The sequence below is a fragment of the Lentzea sp. NPDC036949 genome (genome assembly GCF_055608075.1).
The window spans coordinates 309,593-332,307 of sequence record NZ_JBVJRA010000002.1; the positions used below are offsets into that span (position 1 = coordinate 309,593).

General features: G+C 72.7%; 4 protein-coding genes. All 4 read left to right on the forward strand.

Features of this window, described 5'->3' with window-relative positions; translation table 11 throughout:
• From ACZ7CD_RS07580 to ACZ7CD_RS07595, 4 genes are read left to right on the forward strand one after another with little or no spacing between them, the layout of a single operon-like run.
• Entirely contained in the window at nt 1-19,497 is a 19,497-nt protein-coding gene (locus ACZ7CD_RS07580) for an amino acid adenylation domain-containing protein (protein ID WP_470378545.1), read from the forward strand.
• Nucleotides 19,494-20,711: an MFS transporter gene (locus tag ACZ7CD_RS07585; RefSeq protein WP_470378546.1), complete on the forward strand. Its 1,218-nt coding sequence runs from the start codon at nt 19,494-19,496 to the stop codon at nt 20,709-20,711. Before ACZ7CD_RS07580 ends, ACZ7CD_RS07585 begins: the two co-directional genes overlap by 4 nt.
• Nucleotides 20,708-21,898 (forward strand): cytochrome P450, encoded by a 1,191-nt coding sequence (locus tag ACZ7CD_RS07590; protein WP_470369144.1) that lies wholly within the window; start codon nt 20,708-20,710, stop codon nt 21,896-21,898. The genes ACZ7CD_RS07585 and ACZ7CD_RS07590 overlap by 4 nt, the downstream gene beginning before the upstream one ends.
• The gene (locus ACZ7CD_RS07595; protein ID WP_360383747.1) at nt 21,895-22,647 is read left to right on the forward strand and encodes a thioesterase II family protein; all 753 of its coding nucleotides are present in this window, start codon (nt 21,895-21,897) and stop codon (nt 22,645-22,647) included. Before ACZ7CD_RS07590 ends, ACZ7CD_RS07595 begins: the two co-directional genes overlap by 4 nt.
• Nucleotides 22,648-22,715 lie beyond the last annotated feature (68 nt).

Genomic DNA, 22,715 nt, shown 5'->3' on the forward strand with positions numbered 1-22,715 from the left:
ATGAGCACCGGCGAGATCGAGCACACGAGCACCTCCGCCGACAGGGACGAGCTCCTGCGCCGGTGGCTCAGCGGCGGCGTGCGGGGCAGGCGGCGGACGATGGGGCGGGCGGACCGGTCCGCGCTGCTGCCGCTGTCGCACGGGCAGCGGCAGATGTGGTTCCTCAACCGGCTGGACCCCGGCAGCGCCGAGTACCTGGTGCCGCTGGCGTTCCGGTTGCGCGGGCCGCTGGACGTCACCGCGCTGGAACGGGCCTGGGAGCACGTCGTCGCCCGGCACGAGGTCCTGCGCACGCGGTACGCGGTGAACGGCACCGAGCCCGTGCAGGTGATCGACCCGCCCGCGCCGGTCGCGCTGCCGGTCACGCGGGTGTCCGATGTGGACGAGGCGGTGGGCGAGGAGGCCGTCGCGCCGTTCGACCTCGAACACGACTGGCCGGTGCGCGCGAAGCTGTGGCGCACCGGGCCCGAGGACCACGTGCTGACGCTCGTCTTCCACCACGTGGCGTTCGACGCCTGGTCCACGCGCGTCGTCGGCGAGGAGCTGGAGGCGCTCTACACGGCGTTCACGCGCGGTGAGCCCGCGCCGTTGCCGCCGGTGCCGACCCAGTACGCGGACTACGCCGTGTGGCAGCGCGAGGACCCGGCCCTGGAGCAGCAACTCGCCTACTGGCACGAGCAGCTCGCCGGCATCGAGGTGGCCGACCTGCCCGCCGACCTGTCGCGGCCCGCGGTGCGCGACGCCGCCGGTGACGCCGTGGAGTTCGCGGTGCCGGCCGAGGTCGCCGGCAGGATCAGGGCGGTGGCCAAGGAGTACGGCACGACGCCGTTCGTCGTGCTCCTCACGGCCTTCCAGGTGCTGATGGCCCGCTACACCGGCCGCTCCGACGTGCCGGTCGGCACCACCGTGTCCGGCCGGACCCGGCCGGAGCTGCAGGGCATGATCGGCTACGGCGTCAACAACCTCGTGCTGCGCGCGCGGTGGGAGGGCGACCCGTCCTTCCGCGACCTGCTCGTCCAGGCACGCGGCACGCTCGCCGACGCCTACGACCACCAGGCAGTGCCCTTCGCCCGGCTCGTCGACGACCTGCAGCCCGAGCGGGACATGTCCCGCACCCCGCTGTACCAGGTCGCGTTCACCATGCACGACCGCGGCGGCGCGCCGTTCGGGCTGCCCGGCGTCACCGTCGAGCCGCGCACCGCCACCGGGCGGGTGGCCAAGTGCGACCTCGAACTGCAGATCAACGACCTGCCCGACGCCTCGTTCGCGGGGCAGCTGGTGTACGCGACGTCGGTGTTCCACGAGGAGACCGTGCAGCGCGCCGCCGGGCACCTGGTGCGGTTGCTGGAGTCCGCGCTGGCCGACACCGCGCTTCCGGTGTCCCGCCTGAACATCCTTGACGACGCGGAGTACGCGCTCGTCACCGGCGTGGTGCCCGGTCTGGGCAGCCCGGTGACCGACTGCGTGCACACCCTGTTCGAGGAGCAGGCCGCCCGCACGCCGAACGCCGTGGCGATCGTCGCCGGCTGCACCAGGCTGACCTACGCCGAGCTCAACGCCCGCGCCAACCGGCTGGCGCACCACCTGCGCGACCTCGGCGCCGGGCCGGAGACGCTGGTCGGCGTGCGCCTGGAACGCGGGCCTGACCTGCTGCCGGCCCTGCTCGGCGTGCTGAAGTCCGGCGCGGGCTACCTGCCGCTGGACCCGGTGAACCCGGAGGACCGGCTGCGGTACGTGCAGGCCGACGCGGACGTGTCCGTCGTGGTCGACGAGGAGCTGCTCGCCGCACTGCCGGACGGGCCAGACACCAACCCCGTGAACCGGTCCGCTCCCGACAACGTCGTCTACACGATCTACACCTCCGGCTCCACCGGCAAGCCCAAGGGCTGCGTGCTCACCCACGCCAACGTCGTGCGGCTCATGCGCACCGCCCAGGAGCACTACGAGTTCAACGAGTCCGACGTGTGGTCGATGTTCCACTCCTATGCGTTCGACGTGTCGGTGTTCGAGATGTGGGGCGCGCTGCTGCACGGCGGCACCCTCGTCGTCGTGCCGCGGGAGGTGACGCGGTCACCGGAGGACTTCCTGGACCTGCTGGTGGACAACGAGGTCACGGTGCTGAGCCAGACGCCGTCGGCGTTCCGCTCGCTCGTGTCCGCCGCCGCCGACGGCGACTCGCGCATCGACCGGCTGGTGCTGCGGGCGGTGATCTTCGCGGGCGAGAAGCTGGAGATGCCCGAGCTGCGGCCGTGGACCGACCGGCGCGGCCTGGACGAGCCGGTGCTCGCCAACATGTACGGCATCACCGAGACCACCGTGCACACCACGTTCTACGAGGTGCGGCCGGGAGACCTGGAGCTGTCGGCCGGCAACCCGATCGGGCGGCCGCTGGGCGACCTGAACGTGTACCTGCTCGACGCGCACGGCGGGCTGGTCCCCGTCGGCGTGCCCGGTGAGATCCACGTCGGCGGCCCCGGAGTCGCCCGCGGGTACCTCAACCGGCCGGAGCTGACCGCCGAGCGGTTCGTGCCGAACCCGTTCGGGCCGCCCGGCTCGCGGCTGTACCGCAGCGGTGACCTCGCACGGCGCCGCCCGGACGGCAGCCTGGACTTCCTCGGACGCGCCGACCACCAGGTCAAGATCCGCGGCTACCGCATCGAGCTCGGCGAGGTCGAGCTCGCGCTGACGGCACTGGACGACGTGCGCGACGCCGTGGTGATCGCACGCGACGAACGCCTCGTCGCCTACGTCGTGCCGGTCGCCGGAGAGCTGGACACCGCGTCGGTGCGGACGGCGCTCGGCCGCGACCTGCCGGACTACATGGTGCCGGCCGCGTTCGTGCGGCTCGACTCGATCCCGTTGACCCCCAACGGGAAGCTCGACCGCCGCGCACTGCCCGCACCCGACCTCGGCGCGTTCGCCCACGGCGAGTACGTGGCGCCGCGCACGCCGGTCGAGGAGCAGGTGGCCGCGGTGTGGGCGACGGCGCTGGAGGTGGAGCGCGTCGGTGTCCACGACGGGTTCTTCGACCTCGGCGGCGACTCGATCCGGGCGGTCGCGCTGGTGGGCGCGCTGCGGGCGGAGGGCTTCGACCTCGCCGTGCGCGACGTGTTCGAGCGCCGCACGGTCGCCGAGCTGTGCGAGCTGCTGACCGGCCGCACCGCCCTGGTCGCCGCGGACGACGCGCTGGTGGAACCGTTCGCGCTGATCTCGGCGCAGGACCGGGCCGCCCTGCCGGACGGCGTCGTCGACGCCTACCCGCTGTCGCAGATCCAGACCGGCATGGTCATCGAGATGCTGGCCGACGACAGCAAGAACAACTACCACAACTGCTCCTGCTTCCGGATCCTCGACGACCGCCCGTTCTCGTGGGAGGCCTTCGAACGCGCCGCGCGGATCGTGGTGGAGCGCCACGACATGCTGCGCACGAGCGTGCACCTCACCGACTACTCGGTGCCGCTGCAGCTGGTCCACGCCACCGCGACCATGGAGGTCGGTCAGCGCGACCTCGGCCACCTCGACGAGGAGGGCCAGCTCGCGACGCTGCGGGAGTGGGTGCGCGAGCAGCGCGCCACGCCGTTCGACCTCACCGAGCCCACGCTCATGCGGTTCCACGCCCACCTCACCGGCACCGACCGGTGGTGGATCTCCATCACCGAGTGCCACCCGGTGATGGAGGGCTGGAGCTACCACTCGCTGCTGATGGAGCTGCTGCGGTTGTACCGCTCGATCCGCGACGGCGTGGAACCCGAGCCCCACGACCGCCCCGGCGTGCGGTTCGCCGACTCGGTCGCGGCGGAGCTGGACTCGCTGGAGTCCGGTGTGGACGGTGCGTACTGGCGCTCCGTCGTCACCCGCTACCCGAAGGTCACGCTGCCGGCGGGCTGGGGCGAGGAGCCGGGGACGACGCACCACGTGCGGGTCTCGTGGGAGGACCTGGAGCCCGGTCTGCGGGCGCTGGCCGCGGACGCCGGTGCCTCGCTCAAGGCCGTCATGCTGTCGGCCTACCTCAAGGTGATGAGCCAGCTGACCGACCTGCCGTCGTTCCACGGCGGCCTGGTCTACGACGTGCGGCCCGAGGTGCTCGGCGCCGACCGGGTGTTCGGCATGTACCTCAACACGCTGCCGCTGCCGTTCGACCGCGGCGCGCCCTCGTGGCTCGACCTGGTGCGGCAGGTGTTCGCGCAGGAGGTCGAGTCCTGGGAGCACCGCCGGTACCCGCTGCCCGCGGTGCAACGCGAGTACGGCGCGGCCCAGCTGATCGACGTCTTCTTCAACTACCAGGACTTCCGCCAGGTGGACACCGGGCTGGTGGACGCCTCCGTCGGCATCGACGACAGCCCCACCGAGTTCCCGCTCACGATCTCCTCGCGCAACAAGCACATCTTCCTCACCGCCGCCTCGTCGTCGCTGAGCCTCGCCAACACCGAGCGCATCGCGGCGATGTTCCGCGCGGTGCTCGCGGACATGGCCGCTGACCCGGCGCGCGACGCCCAGAAGACGTTCGTCGCACCGGAGGAGACCGCGCGGACGCTGGGGGAGTGGGCGGTCAACCCCGCCCCCGCGGTCGAGAAGTGCACCTACGAGCTGTTCGAGGACCAGGTCGCCCGCACGCCGGACGCCGTCGCCGTCACCGACGGAACCCGGCAACTGTCCTACGTGGAGCTGGACGCGCTCGCCAACCGGTACGCGCACCGGCTGCGCGGCATGGGCGTCGGTACCGAGTCCGTGGTCGGCGTGCTGCTCGACCGCGGCCCCGACCTGCTGGCGTGCCTGCTGGGCGTGTGGAAGGCGGGTGCGGCGTACCTGCCGATGGACCCGTCGTTCCCGGCCGGCCGCGTCACCGGCGCGCTCGCCGACGCCGAGGCCGCCGCGTTCGTCACGCAACCCGGGTACACCAACGACTTCGCCGGCCCGACGCTCCTCGTCGGCGTGGACGACGTCTCGGCCGAACCGGCGACCGCTCCCCAGCGGGTCGCCGACCTCGACCGGCTCGCCTACGTGATCTACACGTCCGGCTCGACCGGCCGGCCCAAGGGCGTCCAGGTGCCGCACCGCGGCCTGGTCAACCACGTGTGGTGGGCCGTGCAGGAGCTGGCGTCGCAGGGCACCGGTGGCGCGCCGCTGTTCTCGTCGATCGCCTTCGACCTCGTGGTGCCGAACCTGTGGGCGCCGGTGCTGGCCGGTCAGGCCGTGCACATGGTGCCGCAGGACACCGACCTGGCCGCGCTGGGTGAGGCGTTGTCCGGCCCGTACAGCTTCATCAAGCTCACGCCCGCGCACCTGGAGGTGCTGACCCACCAGCTGCCGCCCGAGCAGGCCAACGCGCTCGCGTCGGTGCTGGTGGTCGCGGGTGAGGCGCTGACCCGCCGGGTCGTCACGGCGTGGCGCGAGCTGGCGCCGGACGTGCGGCTGGTCAACGAGTACGGCCCGACCGAAACGTCCGTCGGAACGTGCACCCACCCCGTCGAGGGCCCGATCACCGCGGAGGTCCAGCCCATCGGGCGGCCGCTGCCCAACGTGACGATGTACGTGCTGGACCACCGGCTGGAGCCGGTGCCCGTGGGCGTGCCCGGCGAGCTGTACGTCGGCGGCACGGGTGTCGCACGCGGCTACGCCGACCGGCCGGAGCTCACCGCGGAACGCTTCCTGCCCGACCCGTACGGGTCGCCGGGAGCGCGGCTGTACCGCAGCGGCGACGTGGTCCGCGTGCTGCCCACCGGTGACGTGGACTTCCTGGGCCGCGGCGACGGCCAGGTCAAGATCCGCGGCTACCGGGTGGAGCTCGGCGAGATCGAGGCCAGGATCGCCGAGGACCCGCGCGTCACGGACGTGCGCGTGGTGCTGCGCGAGGACAACCCAGGTGAGAAGCAGCTCGTGGCCTACCTGGTCGGCGCGGACGCCGACCCGCAGGAGCTGCGCGCGCTGCTGGAACCCGTGCTGCCCACCTACATGGTGCCGTCGGCGTTCGTCCAGCTCGACGCCATCCCGTTGAACGCCAACGGCAAGGTCGACCGGGCCGCGCTGCCCGCACCCGGCGCGGACGCGTTCGCGCGGGCAGTGAGCGTGGCACCCAGGACACCGCTGGAGGAGCGGGTCGCCGCGGTGTGGCACGACGTGCTCGGCGCCGACTTCGGCGTGCACGACGACTTCTTCGACCTGGGCGGCGACTCGATCCGCGCGGTCGCGCTGATCGGCGCACTCCGGGCCTCCGGGTTCGACGTGTCCGTGAAGGACGTGTTCGGGCACCGCACGGTCGCGGCGCTGTGCGAGCGGCTGTCCGGCCGCGCCGCGGTGTCGGAGGAGACCTTCGTCGAGCCGTTCGCGCTGATCAGCGCGGAGGACAGGGCGGCGCTGCCGGACGGCGTCGTCGACGCGTACCCGTTGTCGCAGGTGCAGACCGGCATGCTGGTCGAGATGCTGGCCGACCCCGGTCGCAGCAACTACCACAACGTCAACGTCTACACCGTGCACGACGACCGGCCGTTCGACGTGCTGGCGTTCGCCCGCGCGGTGCGGATCGTCGTGGCACGGCACGACGTGCTGCGCACCAGCGTGCACCTGACCGGTTTCTCGGTGCCGCTGCAGCTCGTGCACTGGGTCACCGAGACGCCGATCGGCCGGTTCGACCTGCGCCACCTCGACGTGCGCGACCGGCGGGCCGCGGTGTCGGACTTCGTCGCCGCCGAACGCGCGGACGTGTTCGACCTCGCCGCCGGCACGCCGCTGCTGCGGGTCAGTGCGCACCTCATGACCGACGACGAGTGGCTGTGCTCGTTCACCCAGAACCACGCGGTGATGGACGGCTGGAGCAACCAGCTGTTCCTGATGGAGCTCGTCGAGGTCTACCGGCGGGTCCGCGACGGCCAGGAGCCCGACCGGTACGAGCCGGTCCCGGTGCGGTACGCGGACTTCGTGGCGGCCGAGCTGAGGTCGCTGGAGTCGCGGGAGGACGCCGGGTACTGGCAGCGGCTCGTCGACGAGCACGCCAAGTTCGAGATCCCCGCCGGCTGGCACGGTGACCGCACCGCGCCGGTGGCACCCGTGCGCGCCGGCACCGACTTCGGCGACCTCGCGGACGGGCTGCGCGCTCTGGCGTCGGCGGCGAAGGTGTCGATGAAGAGCGTGCTCGTCGCCGCGCACGTCAAGGTGATGAGCCAGCTCACCGGCGAGACCGCGTTCCACACCGGGCTCGTCACGCACTCCCGGCCGGAGGCGCCCGGCGCGGACCGGCTGTACGGCAACTTCCTCAACACCCTGCCGTTCCCCGCCGACCGCTCCGCGCGCACCTGGCGCGAGCTGGTGCGGCAGGTGTCCGACCGGGAGATCGAGGCCTGGGCGCACCGGCACTACCCGATGCCCGCCATCCGCGGGCACGGCGGCCGGCTCGTGGACGTGTTCTTCGGGTTCCTCGACTTCCACCGGCTGGACGCGCGGGTCGCCGAGGACGGCTGGGGCTTCAACGACGCGCCCAACGAGTTCGCGCTCGCGATCACGACGCTCGGCGGTCTGCTCGCCATCACCACGAACTCGCACGTCCTCAGCCAGGACAACGCCGACCGCGTGGCCGGGATGTTCCGCGCCGTGCTGACGTCCATGGCGGCCGAAGTGGACGGCGACGCACGGGCGGTGTACCTGCCGGAGGGCGAGCGGGACCGGCTCCTGGAGCTCGGCGGCACCAGCCCGGTGCCCGTGGTGAAGTGCGTGCACGAACTGTTCGAGGACCAGGTCGCGCGCACGCCGGACGCGGTGGCCGTGGTCGCCGGCGAGGTGTCGCTGACCTACGCGGAGCTCAACGCGCGGGCCAACCGGTGGGCGTACCACCTGCGTTCGCTCGGCGCGGGACCGGAGCAGCTGGTGGGCGTCTCGCTCGACCGCGGCCCCGGCCTGCTGCCCGCACTGCTGGGCGTGCTGAAGTCCGGTGCGGGCTACCTGCCGCTGGACCCGGTGAACCCGCCGGAGCGGCTGGAGCACATCCGCGAGGACGCCGGCGTCTCCATCGTGATCACCTCGCCCGAGGTGCCGGAGGGACCGGAGACCAACCCCGTCAGCACGTCCGGCCCGGACAACGTCATCTACACGATCTACACCTCCGGGTCGACCGGCAAGCCCAAGGGCTGCGTGCTGACCCACCGCAACGTGGTGCGGTTGATGGCGACGGCGCAGGAGCACTACGCGTTCGACGAGTCGGATGTGTTCTCGTTGTTCCACTCGTATGCGTTCGACGTGTCGGTGTTCGAGATGTGGGGGGCGTTGCTGCACGGCGGCACGCTTGTGGTGGTGCCGCGTGAGGTGACGCGCTCGCCGGAGGACTTCCTGGACCTGTTGGTGGACACCGGGGTCACGGTGCTGAGCCAGACGCCGTCGGCGTTCCGGTCCATCGACCCCGAGGACCCGCGCACCGGCCGGTGGTCGGTGCGGACGGTGGTCTTCGCCGGTGAGAAGCTGGAGATCGGCGAGCTGCGGCCGTGGCTGGACCGGGTCGCCCTGGTCAACATGTACGGCATCACCGAGACGACCGTGCACACGACCCACCACCGCGTCGCCGCGGCCGATCTGGCCGGTGGCAACGCCATCGGCTCGCCGTTGCGCGACCTGTCGGTGCACCTGCTGGACCCGCACGGGCAGCTCGTGCCGTTCGGGGTGCCGGGCGAGATCCACGTCGGCGGTCCCGGTGTGGCCCGCGGGTACCTGAACCGGCCGGAGCTGACCGCCGAGCGGTTCGTGCCGGACCCCTTCGGTGCGCCCGGCTCGCGGCTGTACCGCAGCGGTGACCTCGCGCGGCGCCGCCCGGACGGCAGCCTGGACTTCCTCGGACGCGCCGACCACCAGGTCAAGATCCGCGGCTACCGCGTGGAGCTGGGCGAGATCGAGGTCGCGCTCAGCTCGCTGCCCGGCGTGCGGGAGGCCGTCGTGGTCGTGCGCGACGACCGGCTCGTCGCCTACGTCGTCGGTGCGGACGGGACCGACCTGCGCCCGGCGCTGGCCAGGAACCTGCCGGACTACATGGTGCCGTCGGCGTTCGTGCCGCTCGACGCCATCCCGTTGACCGCCAACGGCAAGCTCGACCGGCGCGCACTGCCGGACCCGGACGCCGGCGCGTTCGCGGGCACCGGTCACGTCGCCCCGCGCACCCCCGTGGAGGAGCGGATCGCCGCGGTGTGGCGGGACGTGCTGAAGCTCGACCGGGTGGGCGTCCACGACGGGTTCTTCGAGGTGGGCGGCGACTCGATCCGCGCGGTGCGGCTGGTGGGCGCGCTGCGTGCGGGAGGCGTCGACCTGTCCGTGCCCGAGGTGTTCGAGCACCGCACGATCGCCGGCCTCGCCTCGATCGCGTCCGGACGCGCGGACGTCACCGCACGCGGACCGGTCGAGCCGTTCGAGCTGGTCAGCGCGGCGGACCGGGCGAAGGTGCCCGCGGGTGCCGCCGACGCGTACCCGATGTCGCAGGTGCAGACCGGCATGGTCGTCGAGCTGCTGACCGAGGACGACGCCTACCGCAGCTTCGCCTCCTACCGGATCGCCGGGCCGTTCTCGGCGGACGCCCTGCGCGCGGCGGCGCGGATCGTGGTGGCACGGCACGACCTGCTGCGGACCTCGTTCGACCTCTACACGTACTCCGTCCCGATGCAGGTCGTGCACGCCGAGGTCGACGTCCCGGTGACCGTGCACGAGGTGCACGGCGAGGACGCGTTGATGGAGTCGCTGCTCGCCCAGCGCAACGCGACCTTCGACCTGGACTCGGCGCCGCTGCTGAAGATCGCCGCGCACCTCACCGGTGACGACGGCTGGTGGCTCTCGCTGTGCCGGCCGCACGCGATCGTCGAGGGCTGGAGCCACAACTGGCTGCTCGCCGAGCTGGTCGACTGCTACCGGCGGCTGCGCGACGGCCTCGCGCCGGCACCGCACACCCCGCCCGGTGTGCGGTACGCCGACTACATCGCCGCCGAGCTGGCGTCACTGGAGTCCGAAGAGGACGCCGCCTTCTGGCGTGACGTCGTGCACGCGCACGCCCCGGTGACGCTGCCGGAGCCGTGGCGCGGCGAGGAACCCGGCGAGAGCTACGACGTGCCGGTGGCGCTGGACGAGCAGGCGCTGACGGCGGTCGCGGCCGAGCTGCGCGTGTCGGTGAAGACCGTGCTGCTCGCCGCGCACGTCAAGGTGATGGGGCAGCTGACCGGGGCACCGGCGTTCCACGTCGGCCTGGTGTGCGACGCGCGGCCGGAGCTCGACGGCGCCGACCGCGTCTACGGCATGCACCTCAACACCGTGCCGTTCCCGGCGGACCGGTCCGCGACGACGTGGCGCGAGCTGGTGCTGCGGGTGTTCGACCGCGAGGTCGAGCTGTGGCCGCACCGCCGCTACCCGATGCCCGCGATCCAGCGCGCCTGGCCGGGCGGACGGCTCGTGGACGTCGCGTTCAACTACGTCGACCTGCGGCACGAGGAGTCCGCCGGCGAGGACGTCGAGTCCCGGTACTCGGTGTCGCAGACCGAGTTCGGCCTCACGCTGCACTGCCGCCCGAACCGCCTGAACCTCACCGCGAACACCGCCGTGCTGTCCCGTGCGGACGGTGCGCGGCTCGGCGAGATGTACGCGGCGGTGCTCGACGCGATGACCGCCGACCTCGACGGCGACGCCCGCACGACCCACCTGCCCACCGGGGAACGCGCCCGCCTGCTCATCGAGGCGTCGGCGACCGAGCGGGAACCGGTCGACCTGTGCGTGCAGCAGGAGTTCGAGCGCCGGGTCGCGCTCGCCCCGGACGCCATCGCCCTGACCTCCGACGACTACGCGGCGACCTACGCCGACCTCAACGCACGCGTCAACCGGCTGGCGCACCACCTGACCGGCCTCGGCGTCGGTCCCGAGACGGTCGTCGCGATCTGCCTGGAGCGCTCACCGGAGCTGGTCACCGCCGTGCTCGCGGTGCTCAAGGCGGGCGGCGCCTACCTGCCGCTCGACCCGGAGACCCCGCCCGCGCGCCTGGAGTTCATGCACTCCGACGCCGGCGCGCGGCTCCTGGTCACGCGGAGCTCCCTGCTGGACCGGGTGTCGCACGAGACGGTCGTCCTGGTCGACGAGCCCGCACTGCAGGACCTGCCCGACACCGACCCCGCCCCGCGGGCCACGCAGGACAACCTCGCGTACGTCATCTACACGTCCGGGTCCACCGGCCGGCCCAAGGGCGTCATGGTGCGCCGCGGCGGCATGGGCAACCACCTGCTCGCCAAGGTCGAGGACCTCGGGCTCACCGAGCGGGACAGCGTGGTGCAGAACGCCTCGCCGTCGTTCGACATCTCGGTGTGGCAGATGCTCGCACCTCTGGTCGTCGGCGGCGAGGTCCGGGTCGTGGACGGCGACACGGCGCTCGACCCGGACGCGCTGTTCGGCCTCGTGGCGCAGGAGCGGATCACCGTGCTGGAGGTCGTGCCCTCGCTGCTGCGCACCGCGCTGGACAGCACGGGCGCGGACGGCACCGGGCTGCCCCCGCTGCCGCACCTGCGGTGGCTGATGGTGACCGGTGAGGCGCTGCCGGCGGAGCTGTGCCCGCGGTGGTTCACCCGGTACCCGCGCATCCCGCTGGTCAACGCCTACGGCCCGACCGAGTGCTCGGACGACGTGACGCACGCGTTCCTGACCCAGCGGCTGCACGGACGGCGCGTGCCGATCGGCGAGGCCGTCCGCAACACCCGCCTCTACGTGCTGGACGCCCGGCTGGAGCCGGTGCCCTCCGGTGTCGCGGGCGAGCTGTACGTCGGCGGGCTCGGCGTCGGTCGCGGCTACCTGAACCGGCCGGACCTCACCGCGGAGAAGTTCGTGCCCGACCCGTTCGGCCCGGCGGGCGCGCGGCTCTACCGCACCGGTGACCTCGCGAGCTGGCGGCCGGACGGCGCACTGGACTTCCTCGGCCGGATCGACGACCAGGTGAAGGTGCGCGGCCACCGGATCGAGCTGGGCGAGATCGAGGCGGAGCTCTCGGCGTTCGACGAGGTCCGCGAGGCGCTGGTGGTCGTGCGCGACGACCGGCTGGTGGCCTACTACACCGGTGGGTCACCGGCGCGGGAGGAGCTGCGCGACCGGCTCGCCCGCACGTTGCCCGACTACATGGTGCCGGCGGCGTTCGTGCGGCTCGACGAGTTCCCGTTGACGCCCAACGGCAAGCACGACCGCAAGGCGCTGCCCGAACCCGGTGACGACGCGTTCGCCCGCGGCGAGCACCTCGCGCCGCGCACGGAGACCGAGGCCCGCGTCGCCGAGATCTGGCGGACCGCGCTCGGACTCGACCGAGTAGGCGTGCGGGACGGGTTCTTCGACATCGGTGGTGACTCGATCCGCGCGGTCGGCCTGGTCGGCGCGTTGCGGGCCGAGGGCTTCGACGTCGCCGTGCGGGACGTCTTCGAGGCGCGCACGGTCGAGAACCTGTGCCGGCTGTTCACCGGTCGCGGGGTGGCGGCCGAGCAGGAGTACGTCGAGCCGTTCGCGCTGGTCTCGGCGGAGGACCGGGCGTTGCTGCCCGCGGACGTCGTCGACGCCTACCCGGTGGGCCGCACCCAGCTCGGCATGATCATCGAGATGCTGGCCGACGACGGCAGGCACCCGTACCACATCATCAACACGTTCCGGGTGACCGAACCCGAGCCGCTCGACCACGCCGCGCTCACGGCGGCCGCCCGCGTGCTGGCCGACCGGCACGAGGTGCTGCGCACGTCGTTCCGGCTCACCGGCTTCTCCGAGCCGCTGCAGCTCGTGCACGGCAGCGCCGACCTGCCGGTCGAGCTCCGCGACGTGCGCGGACTGTCCGAAGAGGACCTGGTCGGCGTCAGGCAGGAGCTGGCGGCCGAGCAGCGCGCCGCGGTGTTCGACGTCGCGAGGGCACCGCTCATGCGGATCATCGCGCACGTCGAGGCCGACGACGCGTGGTGGGTGACGTTCACCCAGTCGCACGCGATCACCGAGGGCTGGAGCTACCACCTGCTGCTCATGGAGCTGCTGGACGTCTACCGGGCGATCCGCGACGGCGCCGAACCCGAGCCGTACGACCGGCCGCGGGTGCGGTTCGCCGACACGATCGCCGGTGAGCTGGCGGCACTGGGCTCCGCGGCGGACCGGGCCTACTGGCAGCGCGTCACCGGCACGCAGGCGCCGGTGGTCATGCCACCGGAGTGGGCCGGCGACTCCGACGAGCGCGTCTACGTCGAGGTGCCGTTCGACGACCTCGGCGCCGCCCTGCGCTCGGCGGCCAGCGCCGCCGGTGTGTCGATGAAGAGCGTGCTGCTGGCCGCGCACCTCAAGGTGATGGGCCAGGTCACCGACGAACCGGCGTACCACACCGGCCTGGTGTGCGACGTCCGCCCGGAGGTGCTCGGCGCGGACCGGGTGCCCGGCATGTACCTCAACACCCTGCCGATGGGCGTCGACCGGTCGGCGCGGACGTGGCGCGAGCTGCTGACGCAGGTGTTCGACGCCGAGGTCGAGCTGTGGGCGCACCGGCGGTACCCGATGCCCGCGGTCCAGCACGACTGGGGCGGCGGCCGGCTGATCAACGTGCTGTTCAACTACCTCGACTTCCACCACGTCGACACCGACCGCGTCGCGACCGGCACCCGGATGAACATCGGCCCCAACGAGTTCGACCTGTCGATCTTCAACCGCGGCGACCGGCTCTGGGTGAACTCGCACGAACGCGTGCTCAGCCGCGCCAACACCGAACGCCTCGCCGGCATGTACCGCGCGGTGCTCGAAGCCATCGCGTCCGACGTGGACGGTGATGCGCGGGCCGTGCACCTGCCGGCCGGTGAACGGGAACGGCTGCTCGGCTTCACCGACGCCGTCGCGGAACCGGTGTCGTCCTGCGTGCACGAGCTGTTCGAGCAGCAGGCGGCGCGCACCCCCGACGCGGTGGCCGTGGTCGCCGGCGGGGTGTCGCTGACCTACGCCGAGCTCAACGCGCAGGCCAACCGCCTGGCGCACCACCTGCGTTCCCTGGGCGCCGGGCCGGAGCAGCTCGTCGGCGTGTGCCTCGACCGCGGCCCCGACCTGCTGCCCGCACTGCTGGGCGTGCTCAAGTCGGGTGCGGGCTACCTGCCGCTGGACCCGGTGAACCCACCGGAGCGGTTGAAGTACGTCCGCGAGGACGCCGGCGTCTCGATCGTGGTGGACGCGGAGGTGCTGGCCGCTCTGCCCGAGGGGCCGGACGCGAACCCCGTGTCGCTGACGGTGCCGGACAACCTGATCTACACGATCTACACCTCGGGTTCGACCGGCAAGCCGAAGGGCGTCTGCCTGACCCACAGCAACGTCGTGCGGTTGATGGCGACGGCCCAGGAGCACTACGCGTTCGACGAGTCGGATGTGTTCTCGTTGTTCCACTCGTATGCGTTCGACGTGTCGGTGTTCGAGATGTGGGGGGCGTTGCTGCACGGCGGCACGCTTGTGGTGGTGCCGCGTGAGGTGACGCGGTCGCCGGAGGACTTCCTGGACCTGTTGGTGGACACCGGGGTCACGGTGCTGAGCCAGACGCCGTCGGCGTTCCGGTCCATCGTCGCGTTCGCGGACGACCCGCGGATCACGCGGCTGTCGGTGCGCGCGGTGGTCTTCGCCGGTGAGAAGCTGGAGATCGGCGAGCTGCGGCCGTGGGTCGAGCGCGTCGGGCTCGGGCGGGTCGCGCTGGTGAACATGTACGGCATCACCGAGACGACCGTGCACACGACCTACCACCGGCTGTCCAAGAAGGACACGCTGCCCGGCGCGGGCAACCCCATCGGCCGGCCGCTGAGCGACCTCGCCGTGCACCTGCTGGACGCGCACGGCAACCTCGTGCCGATCGGCACCCGCGGCGAGATCCACGTCGGTGGCCCCGGCGTGGCCCGCGGCTACCTGAACCGGCCGGAGCTGACCGCGGAGCGGTTCGTGCCGGACCCGTTCGGGCCGCCCGGCTCGCGGCTGTACCGCAGCGGCGACCTGGCCCTGCGGCGACCGGACGGCAGCCTCGGCTTCGCCGGCCGGGCCGACGACCAGGTCAAGATCCGCGGCTACCGGGTCGAGCTGGGCGAGATCGAGGCGGCACTGGTCGCTCACCCGGACGTGCGTGACGCGGTGGTCGTGCTGCGCGACGAGTCGCTGGTCGGCTACGTCGTGCCCGCGGGTGACCCGGCCGGACTGGACGCTGCCGCAGACCCGGCCGGGCCGGACTCCGCCGGGCCGAACCCCACCGGCCTCGACCCCGCCGACCTGCGGGCCTGGCTCGACCGCACGTTGCCGGACTACATGGTCCCGGCCGCCTACCCGGTGCTCGACCGGATTCCGCTGACCCCCAACGGGAAGCTGGACAAGCGGGCACTGCCCGCACCGGACCGGGGCGCGTTCGCCGGTGCCGAGTTCGTCGCCCCGCGCACGCCGGTCGAGGAACGGGTCGTGGCGATCTGGCGCGCGGTGCTCGGCGTCGACCGGGTCGGGCTGGCCGACAGCTTCTTCGACCTGGGCGGGGACTCGATCCGCGCCGTGATGGTCGTGGGGGAGATGAAGGCCGCCGGGATCGCGGTGACCGCCCTCGACGTGCTGCGGCACCAGACGATCGCCGCGGTGCTGGCGCTGTCGTCCCACGACGCCGGTGCCGAGCCGGTCGAACCGTTCGCGTTGCTCTCCGAGGCCGACCGGGCGCTGCTGCCGGACGGGCTGGTGGACGCCTACCCGCTGACCCAGCCGCAGACCGGCATGCTGGTGGAGATGCTGGCCGGGGACGGCCCGCGCAGCTACCACCGGGTGGCGTCGGCGCGGATCAGCGAACCGTTCTCCCGCGACGCCCTGCACCGCGCCCTGCACCTGCTCGTGTCACGGCACGAGGCGCTGCGGACGTCGGTGGACCTCGACCGGTGCTCGGTGCCGGTGCAGCTGGTGCACGCCTCGGCCGAGGTGCCGTTGAAGGTGGTGGACCTGACCACGGCCGCTGACGCGGACGAGCAGGTGCGCGCGGCGTTGCGCGGTGAGGCGGAGACCGCGATCCCGCACTCCGCGGCACCGTTGCTGCGGCTGACCGTGCACCGGCTCGCCGGCGGGCAGTGGCAGCTGACGATCACCCAGTCGCACGTGGTCATCGACGGCTGGACGTTCAGCACCCTGCGCGCCGAGCTGCTGGAGACCTACCGCGCCGTGCGCGACGGTGCCGACCTGCCCGCGTTCACGCCGTCCCGGCTGCGGTTCGCGGACACCGTCGCGGCGGAGCTGCGTGCGCTGCGGTCCACTGAGGACCGCGCGTACTGGCAGGACGTCGTCGACGGGTTCGAACCGTTCGCGCTGCCCGACGGATGGGGCGGTTCCGGTGAGGACAGCCACCTCCGCGTGCCGCTCGACGACCTGTCGGAGGGGCTGCGCGCGGTCGCCGCGGCGGCCGGGGTGCCGGTGAAGAGCGTGCTGCTGGCCGCACACCTCAAGGTGCTCAGCCAGCTCACGCCCGCGCGGCGGTTCCACTCGGGGCTCGTCACGCACTGCCGCCCGGACGGCGGCGACCGCGTCTACGGCACGCACCTCAACACCGTGCCGTTCCCGGTGGAGGTCACCTCGTCCTGGACGGACCTCGCCCGGCAGGTGTTCGACCGCGAGCTGGGGATGTGGCCGCACCGGCACTTCCCGATGCCCGCGATCCAGCACGAGCTGGCGGGCGGCGGGCGGCTCGTGCAGGTCTACTTCAGCTACGAGGACTTCGGCACGCCCGACGTGGCCGCCGATCCCGCGGAGGGCTTCAGCCACGACGAGTTCCCGCTCGCCGTGACGGCCTCCGACACCTGCCTGTTCCTGGCGTGCGATGGCGCGGTCCTCAGCCGGGCCAACGCCGAGCGGCTCGCCCAGATGTACCGGGCGGCGCTGGCGTCGGTCGTCGCGGGTGAGGACTGCGGGACCTACCTGCCCGAGGGCGAACCGGTGCTGCCGGTCGGCCCGGAGCCGGCGGTGTCCAGGCCGGCCCCCGACATGTTCGAGTCGCACGTCCGGGCAACACCGGACGCACCTGCGGTGACGTTCGAGGGCGCCACCGTGTCGTACGCCGAGCTCGACGCGCGGGCCAACCGCGTCGCCCACCTGCTCCGCGCGAAGGGCGTGGGCACCGAGTCCCTCGTGGGCGTGCTGCTGGACCGCGGGGTGGACCTCGTCGCGGCGCTGCTGGGCGTGTGGAAGGCGGGCGCGGCCTACGTGCCGGTGGACCCGTCGTTCCCGGCGGCGCGGTCGGAGGAGATGCTGCGCGGCTGTGCGGCGGTGCTCGACGCGCCGGCGCTCGACGGGCTCGACGCCTTCCCGGCGACCACGCCGGATCGTGCGACGGACCCCGGCCACCTGGCGTACGTGATCTACACGTCCGGGTCGACCGGCCGTCCCAAGGGCGTGCAGGTCACCCACGGCGGCCTGGCGAACTTCCTGGCCTACGTGCGGGCCGAGTACGTGCGCGACCGCGGTGCGCCGCTGTTCGCGTCGATCGCCTACGACATGGTCGTGTCCAACGTGCACGGACCGCTGACCGCCGGTGCGCCGCTGCACCTGGCGCCGCGCGACCTCCCGCTCGACGAGCTGGGCGACTGGCTGGTCCGGCAGGGCCCGTTCGACTTCGTCGAGCTGACCCGCAGCCACCTGGAGCTGGTCACCGGGCAGGTGCCGGGCGTGCTCGCCCGCGACCTGGTCGTCGGCGGCGAGGCCGTGTCCGGTCACGTGGTGGCGTCGGCGCGCGGCCTGGTCACCGGTCGGATCGTCAACTCCTACGGACCGACCGAGACCACGGTGACGTCCAACGAGTTCGTCGTGCCGGACGGCGCCGACGCCGTGCCGATCGGCACGCCGCTGCCCGGTGTCTCGACCTACGTCCTGGACTCCGCGCTGCGACCGGTGCCCGTCGGCGTGCCCGGCGAGCTGTACGTCGGCGGTGCCGGGGTGGCCCGCGGCTACCGGGACGAGCCCGCGATGACCGCGGACCGGTTCGTACCGGACCCGTTCGGCGCGCCCGGTTCCCGGCTCTACCGCACCGGCGACCTCGCCCGCGTGCTGCCCTCCGGTGACGTCGACTTCCTCGGCCGCGACGACGGCCAGGTGAAGATCCGCGGGTTCCGGGTGGAGCTCGGCGAGATCGAGTCGGTCCTGCGGGAACGGCTCGACGACGCCCGCGTCGTCGTGGACTCCGGCCGGCTCGTCGCCTACGTGGTGGGGGAGCGGGACGACCTGCGCCCGTGGCTCGCCTCCCGCCTGCCCGCCCACCTGGTGCCGGCCGCGTTCGTGCCGGTACCGGAGATCCCGTTGACCGCCAACGGGAAGCTCGACCTCCGCGCGTTGCCCGCGCTGGACGGGTCGGCGTTCGCGCAGCGGTCCTACCAGGAACCGATCACCGACACCGAGCAGTGGCTCGCCGACGTGTGGGCCGAGGTGCTCGGCCTGGAGCGGGTCGGTGCCGCCGACCGGTTCTTCGAGCTCGGTGGCCACTCGATCCTGGTCTTCCAGGTGATCGCGGCGGCCCGGCGCGCGGGACGGGCGCTGTCGTTGCTGGCGATGTACGCCGACGACCGCCTTTCGGCCGTGGCCGCGGCGATCGACCAGGCACGGCCGGCGCCGGTCGAACACAGCGTGGCGGACGTGAGCGTGACAGACGTGAGCGTGGCGGTGATCCGCGGTGGTGAGCTCGCCGAGGCCCGCACTCGCGGCGCGGTCAGCGCGGACACGGTGTTCCAGGTCGGTTCGCTGAGCAAGCCGGTCACCGCGTTCACCGCGCTGCGGCTGGTCCAGCAGGGCGTGCTCGACCTCGACGCGGACGTGAACACCCACCTGACGAGCTGGTCGGTCCCCGCCGACGGCCGCGTCACCCTGCGGCAGCTGCTCAGCCACCTGTCCGGGCTCGCCCCGGCGCCCAACCCGGGCTACGCCGAGCTGCCCGGACTGGCGGAATTGCTGCGGGACGTCCGGCTCGAAACGCCGCCCGGCGCGATGTTCCGCAAGGCGGACGTCAACTACACGGTCGTCGAGCAGCTCCTGGAGGACGTCACCGGCCGGCCGTTCGCCGAGCTGGTGCGGGAGCTGGTGTTCGCACCGCTCGGCATGGCGCGCAGCGGCTACGGCCCGGCGACCGGACCGGCGGCCCAGGGGCACGACCAGGACGGCAAGCCCGTCCCGTGGCTGCTGTGGCCCGCCGCGGCGAGCGGTCTGTGGACCACGGCGGGCGACCTCGCGTCGTTCCTGCTGGAGGTCCGCCGGTCGCGCCTCGGCCACGCCGGTGCGCTGCTGTCACCGGAGCTGGCCGGGGAGATGGTGACACCGCAGCACCGGCACAGCGCGTACGGGCTCGGCGTGGTCGTGGACGACCTCGGCACCGACGTCCAGTTCGGGCACGGCGGCACGGGCGGTGGCTTCCACGCCATGGCGATGTGCCGCATCGGCCAGGGCACCGGGTTCGTCGCGCTCACCGGTTCCGACGCGGGCGCCGACGTGGTGAAGCAGTACACCTCCCTGCTCGAAGGCGACCGATGAGCGCGGGGGTGCTGCGGCACAACCGGGACTTCCGGCTGCTGTGGACCGGCGCGGGCATCTCCGCGCTGGGCGGCACGGTCACGACGGTCACCTACCCGCTGCTGATGATCTGGCACGACGGGTCACCGGTGCGGGCCGGGCTCGTCGGGTTCGCGGCGCTGCTGCCGATGCTGCTGCTCCAGCTGCCCGCAGGGGTGTTCGTCGACCGCTGGGACCGGCGCCGCGTGATGATCACGTGCGACGCGGTGTCGTTCCTGTCGATCGGCAGCGTCGCGATCTCGTTGCTGCTCGGGCACCTGTGGCTGCCGCACCTGCTCGCCGTGGCGTTCCTGGAGGGCAGTGCGCAGATCTTCTACCGGCTGTCGGAACGCGCGGCGGTGCGCAACGTCGTGCACCCCGACCACCTGCCGGCCGCGCTGTCGCAGAACGAGGCGCGCGGCCGTGCGGCGGGGTTGCTGGGCCAGCCGCTGGGCAGCGTCCTGTTCGCGCTGGTGCGGTGGGCGCCGTTCGTGTTCACCGCGCTCGGGCACCTCGTCGCGCTGGTCACGCTGCTGCTGATCCGCAAGGACTTCCAGACCGAGCGGGGTCAGCGCAAGAACATCAGGGCCGAGATCGCCGAGGGCGTCGGCTGGCTGCTGCGGCAGCGGTTCCTGCGCTCCGCCGTGCTCCTGGTGGCCGTGACCAACGTGCTGTTCCAGGTCCTGTCCCTGAGCCTGGCGCTGATCATCAAGGAGAACGGCGGCTCGCCCGCGGTGATCGGCGTCATCGGCGCCGCGTCCGGCGTCGGCGGCGTGCTGGGCGCGATGAGCGGCTCGTGGTTCGTCCGCAGGCTCCGGCCGGGCATGGTGATCATCACCGTGTTCGCGGTGTGGGCGCTGCTGATGCCGATGGTCGCGCTGACCTCCAGCCCGGTCGTCCTCGGCGGCCTGTTCGCCGGCATGTCGTTCGCCGGTGCCCTGGTCAACGTGATGGCCGGCGTCTACCAGGTGCAGGTCACGCCCGACGAGATGCAGGGCCGGGTCGGCAGCGTGGCCGGCCTGCTCAGCTCGGGTGCCAACTCGTTCGGCGCGCTGGCCGCCGGGTTCCTGCTGGCGTTCTGGGGGACCGGGCACACGGTGCTCGGCGTCGGCGCGGTGATGGCCGCCGTCGCCGTGACCGCCTGGCTGATGCCCGCCGTCCGCACCACCGAGTACCGGGAAAGGGTGACCGCATGACCAAGGCGATCGAGAGCCTGTTCAGCCAGTACGGGGAAACCGACCCGTACGCGCTGTACCGGCGGCTGCGCGAGCTCGGCCCGGTGCACTGGGACCAGTGGATGCGCACCTGGATCGTGCTCGACCACGAGGAGATCACCCGGCTGTCCAAGGACCCCCGGCTCTCCGGCGCCCGGATCGAGCAGTTCTACGAACAGCTCCCCGAGGGGGCGCGCACCGGGCTGGCGACGCTGAAGGACGCGCTGGCGCCGATGATGCTGTTCAACGAGCCGCCCCGGCACACCCGGCTGCGGCAGCTGTTGCGCCCCGGGCTTACCCCGCGGTTCGTCAAGGAGATCCGGTCGGTCATCTCCGACCGGGTGGAGTCGCTGCTCGACGAGGCCGCTGCCCGCGGCGGGATGGACGTGATCGCGGACTTCTCCGAACCGCTCACGCGGGACGTGGTCGGGCAGCTCGCCGGCGTTCCCGAACGCGGCGCGCACCTGCTGGAGAGCTGGCAGGGGCTGCTGCACGAGTTCTTCACCCAGTCCCGGCGCGAGGTGCCGCGGGTCGCCGCGCTGCGCGGCCTGTTCGACGAGGGCGCGCAGGCCCGCCGCGACGGCACCGGCACCGACCTGTTCACCAGGATGGTGTCCGGGCAGCTCGCCAAGGACGACTACACCGAGGACGAGGTCTTCGCGAACTTCCTGCTGCTCATCGACGCGGGCCAGGCGACGACCACGCACCTGATCGGCAACGCCGTGCTCGCCCTGGTCGAACACCCCGACCAGCAGCAGCTCCTGCGGTCCAGGCCCGAGCTGGCGGCGAACGCGGCGCACGAGTTCCTGCGCTACGACAGCTCCGTGCAGTTCACCAGCCGGGTGGCGCTGGAGGACATCGAGATCGCCGGGCAGCGCATCGAACGCGACCAGTCCGTGGCGCTCGTGCTCGGCGCGGGCAACCGGGACCCCAAGCGCTACGCCGACCCCGACCGGCTCGACGTGACCCGCAGGGCGCACGACCAGCTGTCGTTCGGGCACGGCATCCACTACTGCCTCGGCGCCTCGCTGGCGCTGGCCGAGATCGAGATCGCCGTCTCCCGGCTGCTCGGCCGGTTCTCCACCATCGAGCTGCTGGACCGGTCGCCTGCCTGGCTGGAGAGCATCAACTTCCGGTTCCTGCGGCACCTGCGGATCGAGGTCCGGTGACGGGCCGCTGGTTCCGCGCGTTCGTGCCCCGTCCGCAGGCACCGCGGCAGCTGGTGTGCTTCCCGCACGCCGGTGGCGCTGCCAGCGCGTTCCGCGGCTGGGCCGAGCTGCTCGGACCGGCCGTCGAGGTGGTGGCCGTGCAGTACCCCGGACGGCAGGACCGCATCGGCGACCCGCTGCCCGCCGACCTCGCGGAGCTCGCGACGTGGGTGGCCGAGCAGGTCGAACCGCGGCTCACGCGCCCGACCGCGTTCTTCGGGCACAGCATGGGCGCCGCGGTAGCGTTCGAGACCGCACGGCGGCTGCGGCCGCGGTTCCCGTCGCGGCTCGCCCGGCTCTACGCGTCCGCCTGCGACGCCCCACCCGCGCACCGCCGCCGCACGACCGACCACAGCGACGCCGAGATCCGCGAGTACGTCCGGTTCCTCGGCGGTTCCGGCGCGGCGCTGCTCGACGACGCCGAGCTGTGGCAGCTGTCGTTGCCCGCGCTGCGCAACGACTTCCGCCTCATCGAGTCCTACCGGTACACGGCGGGCGCACCGCTCACGTGCCCGGTGACGGCGATCGCCGGCGACCGCGACGAGTCGGTGGCGCTCGCGGACGTCCTGCGGTGGCAGGAGATCACCATCGGACGGTTCGAGGCGACCACCCAGCCCGGCGGGCACTTCTACTTCGACGACTCCGCGGCGGGACTCGCCGAGCTGATCAGGGCCGAGGAGAACTGGGCCACCGGTATGGCCGCGATATAGCCCGAGTATCGGGACCGGCGGGAGTTTCGGGACGGCAACCGTCCCAACGCGCACACAGTGGAGAGACG

Excerpts from the sequence above, each read along its gene's own strand:
- ACZ7CD_RS07580 (WP_470378545.1), top strand. The coding sequence starts at position 1 with ATGAGCACCGGCGAGATCGAGCACACGAGCACCTCCGCCGACAGGGAC.
- ACZ7CD_RS07585 (WP_470378546.1), top strand. The coding sequence starts at position 19,494 with ATGAGCGCGGGGGTGCTGCGGCACAACCGGGACTTCCGGCTGCTGTGG.
- ACZ7CD_RS07590 (WP_470369144.1), top strand. The coding sequence starts at position 20,708 with ATGACCAAGGCGATCGAGAGCCTGTTCAGCCAGTACGGGGAAACCGAC.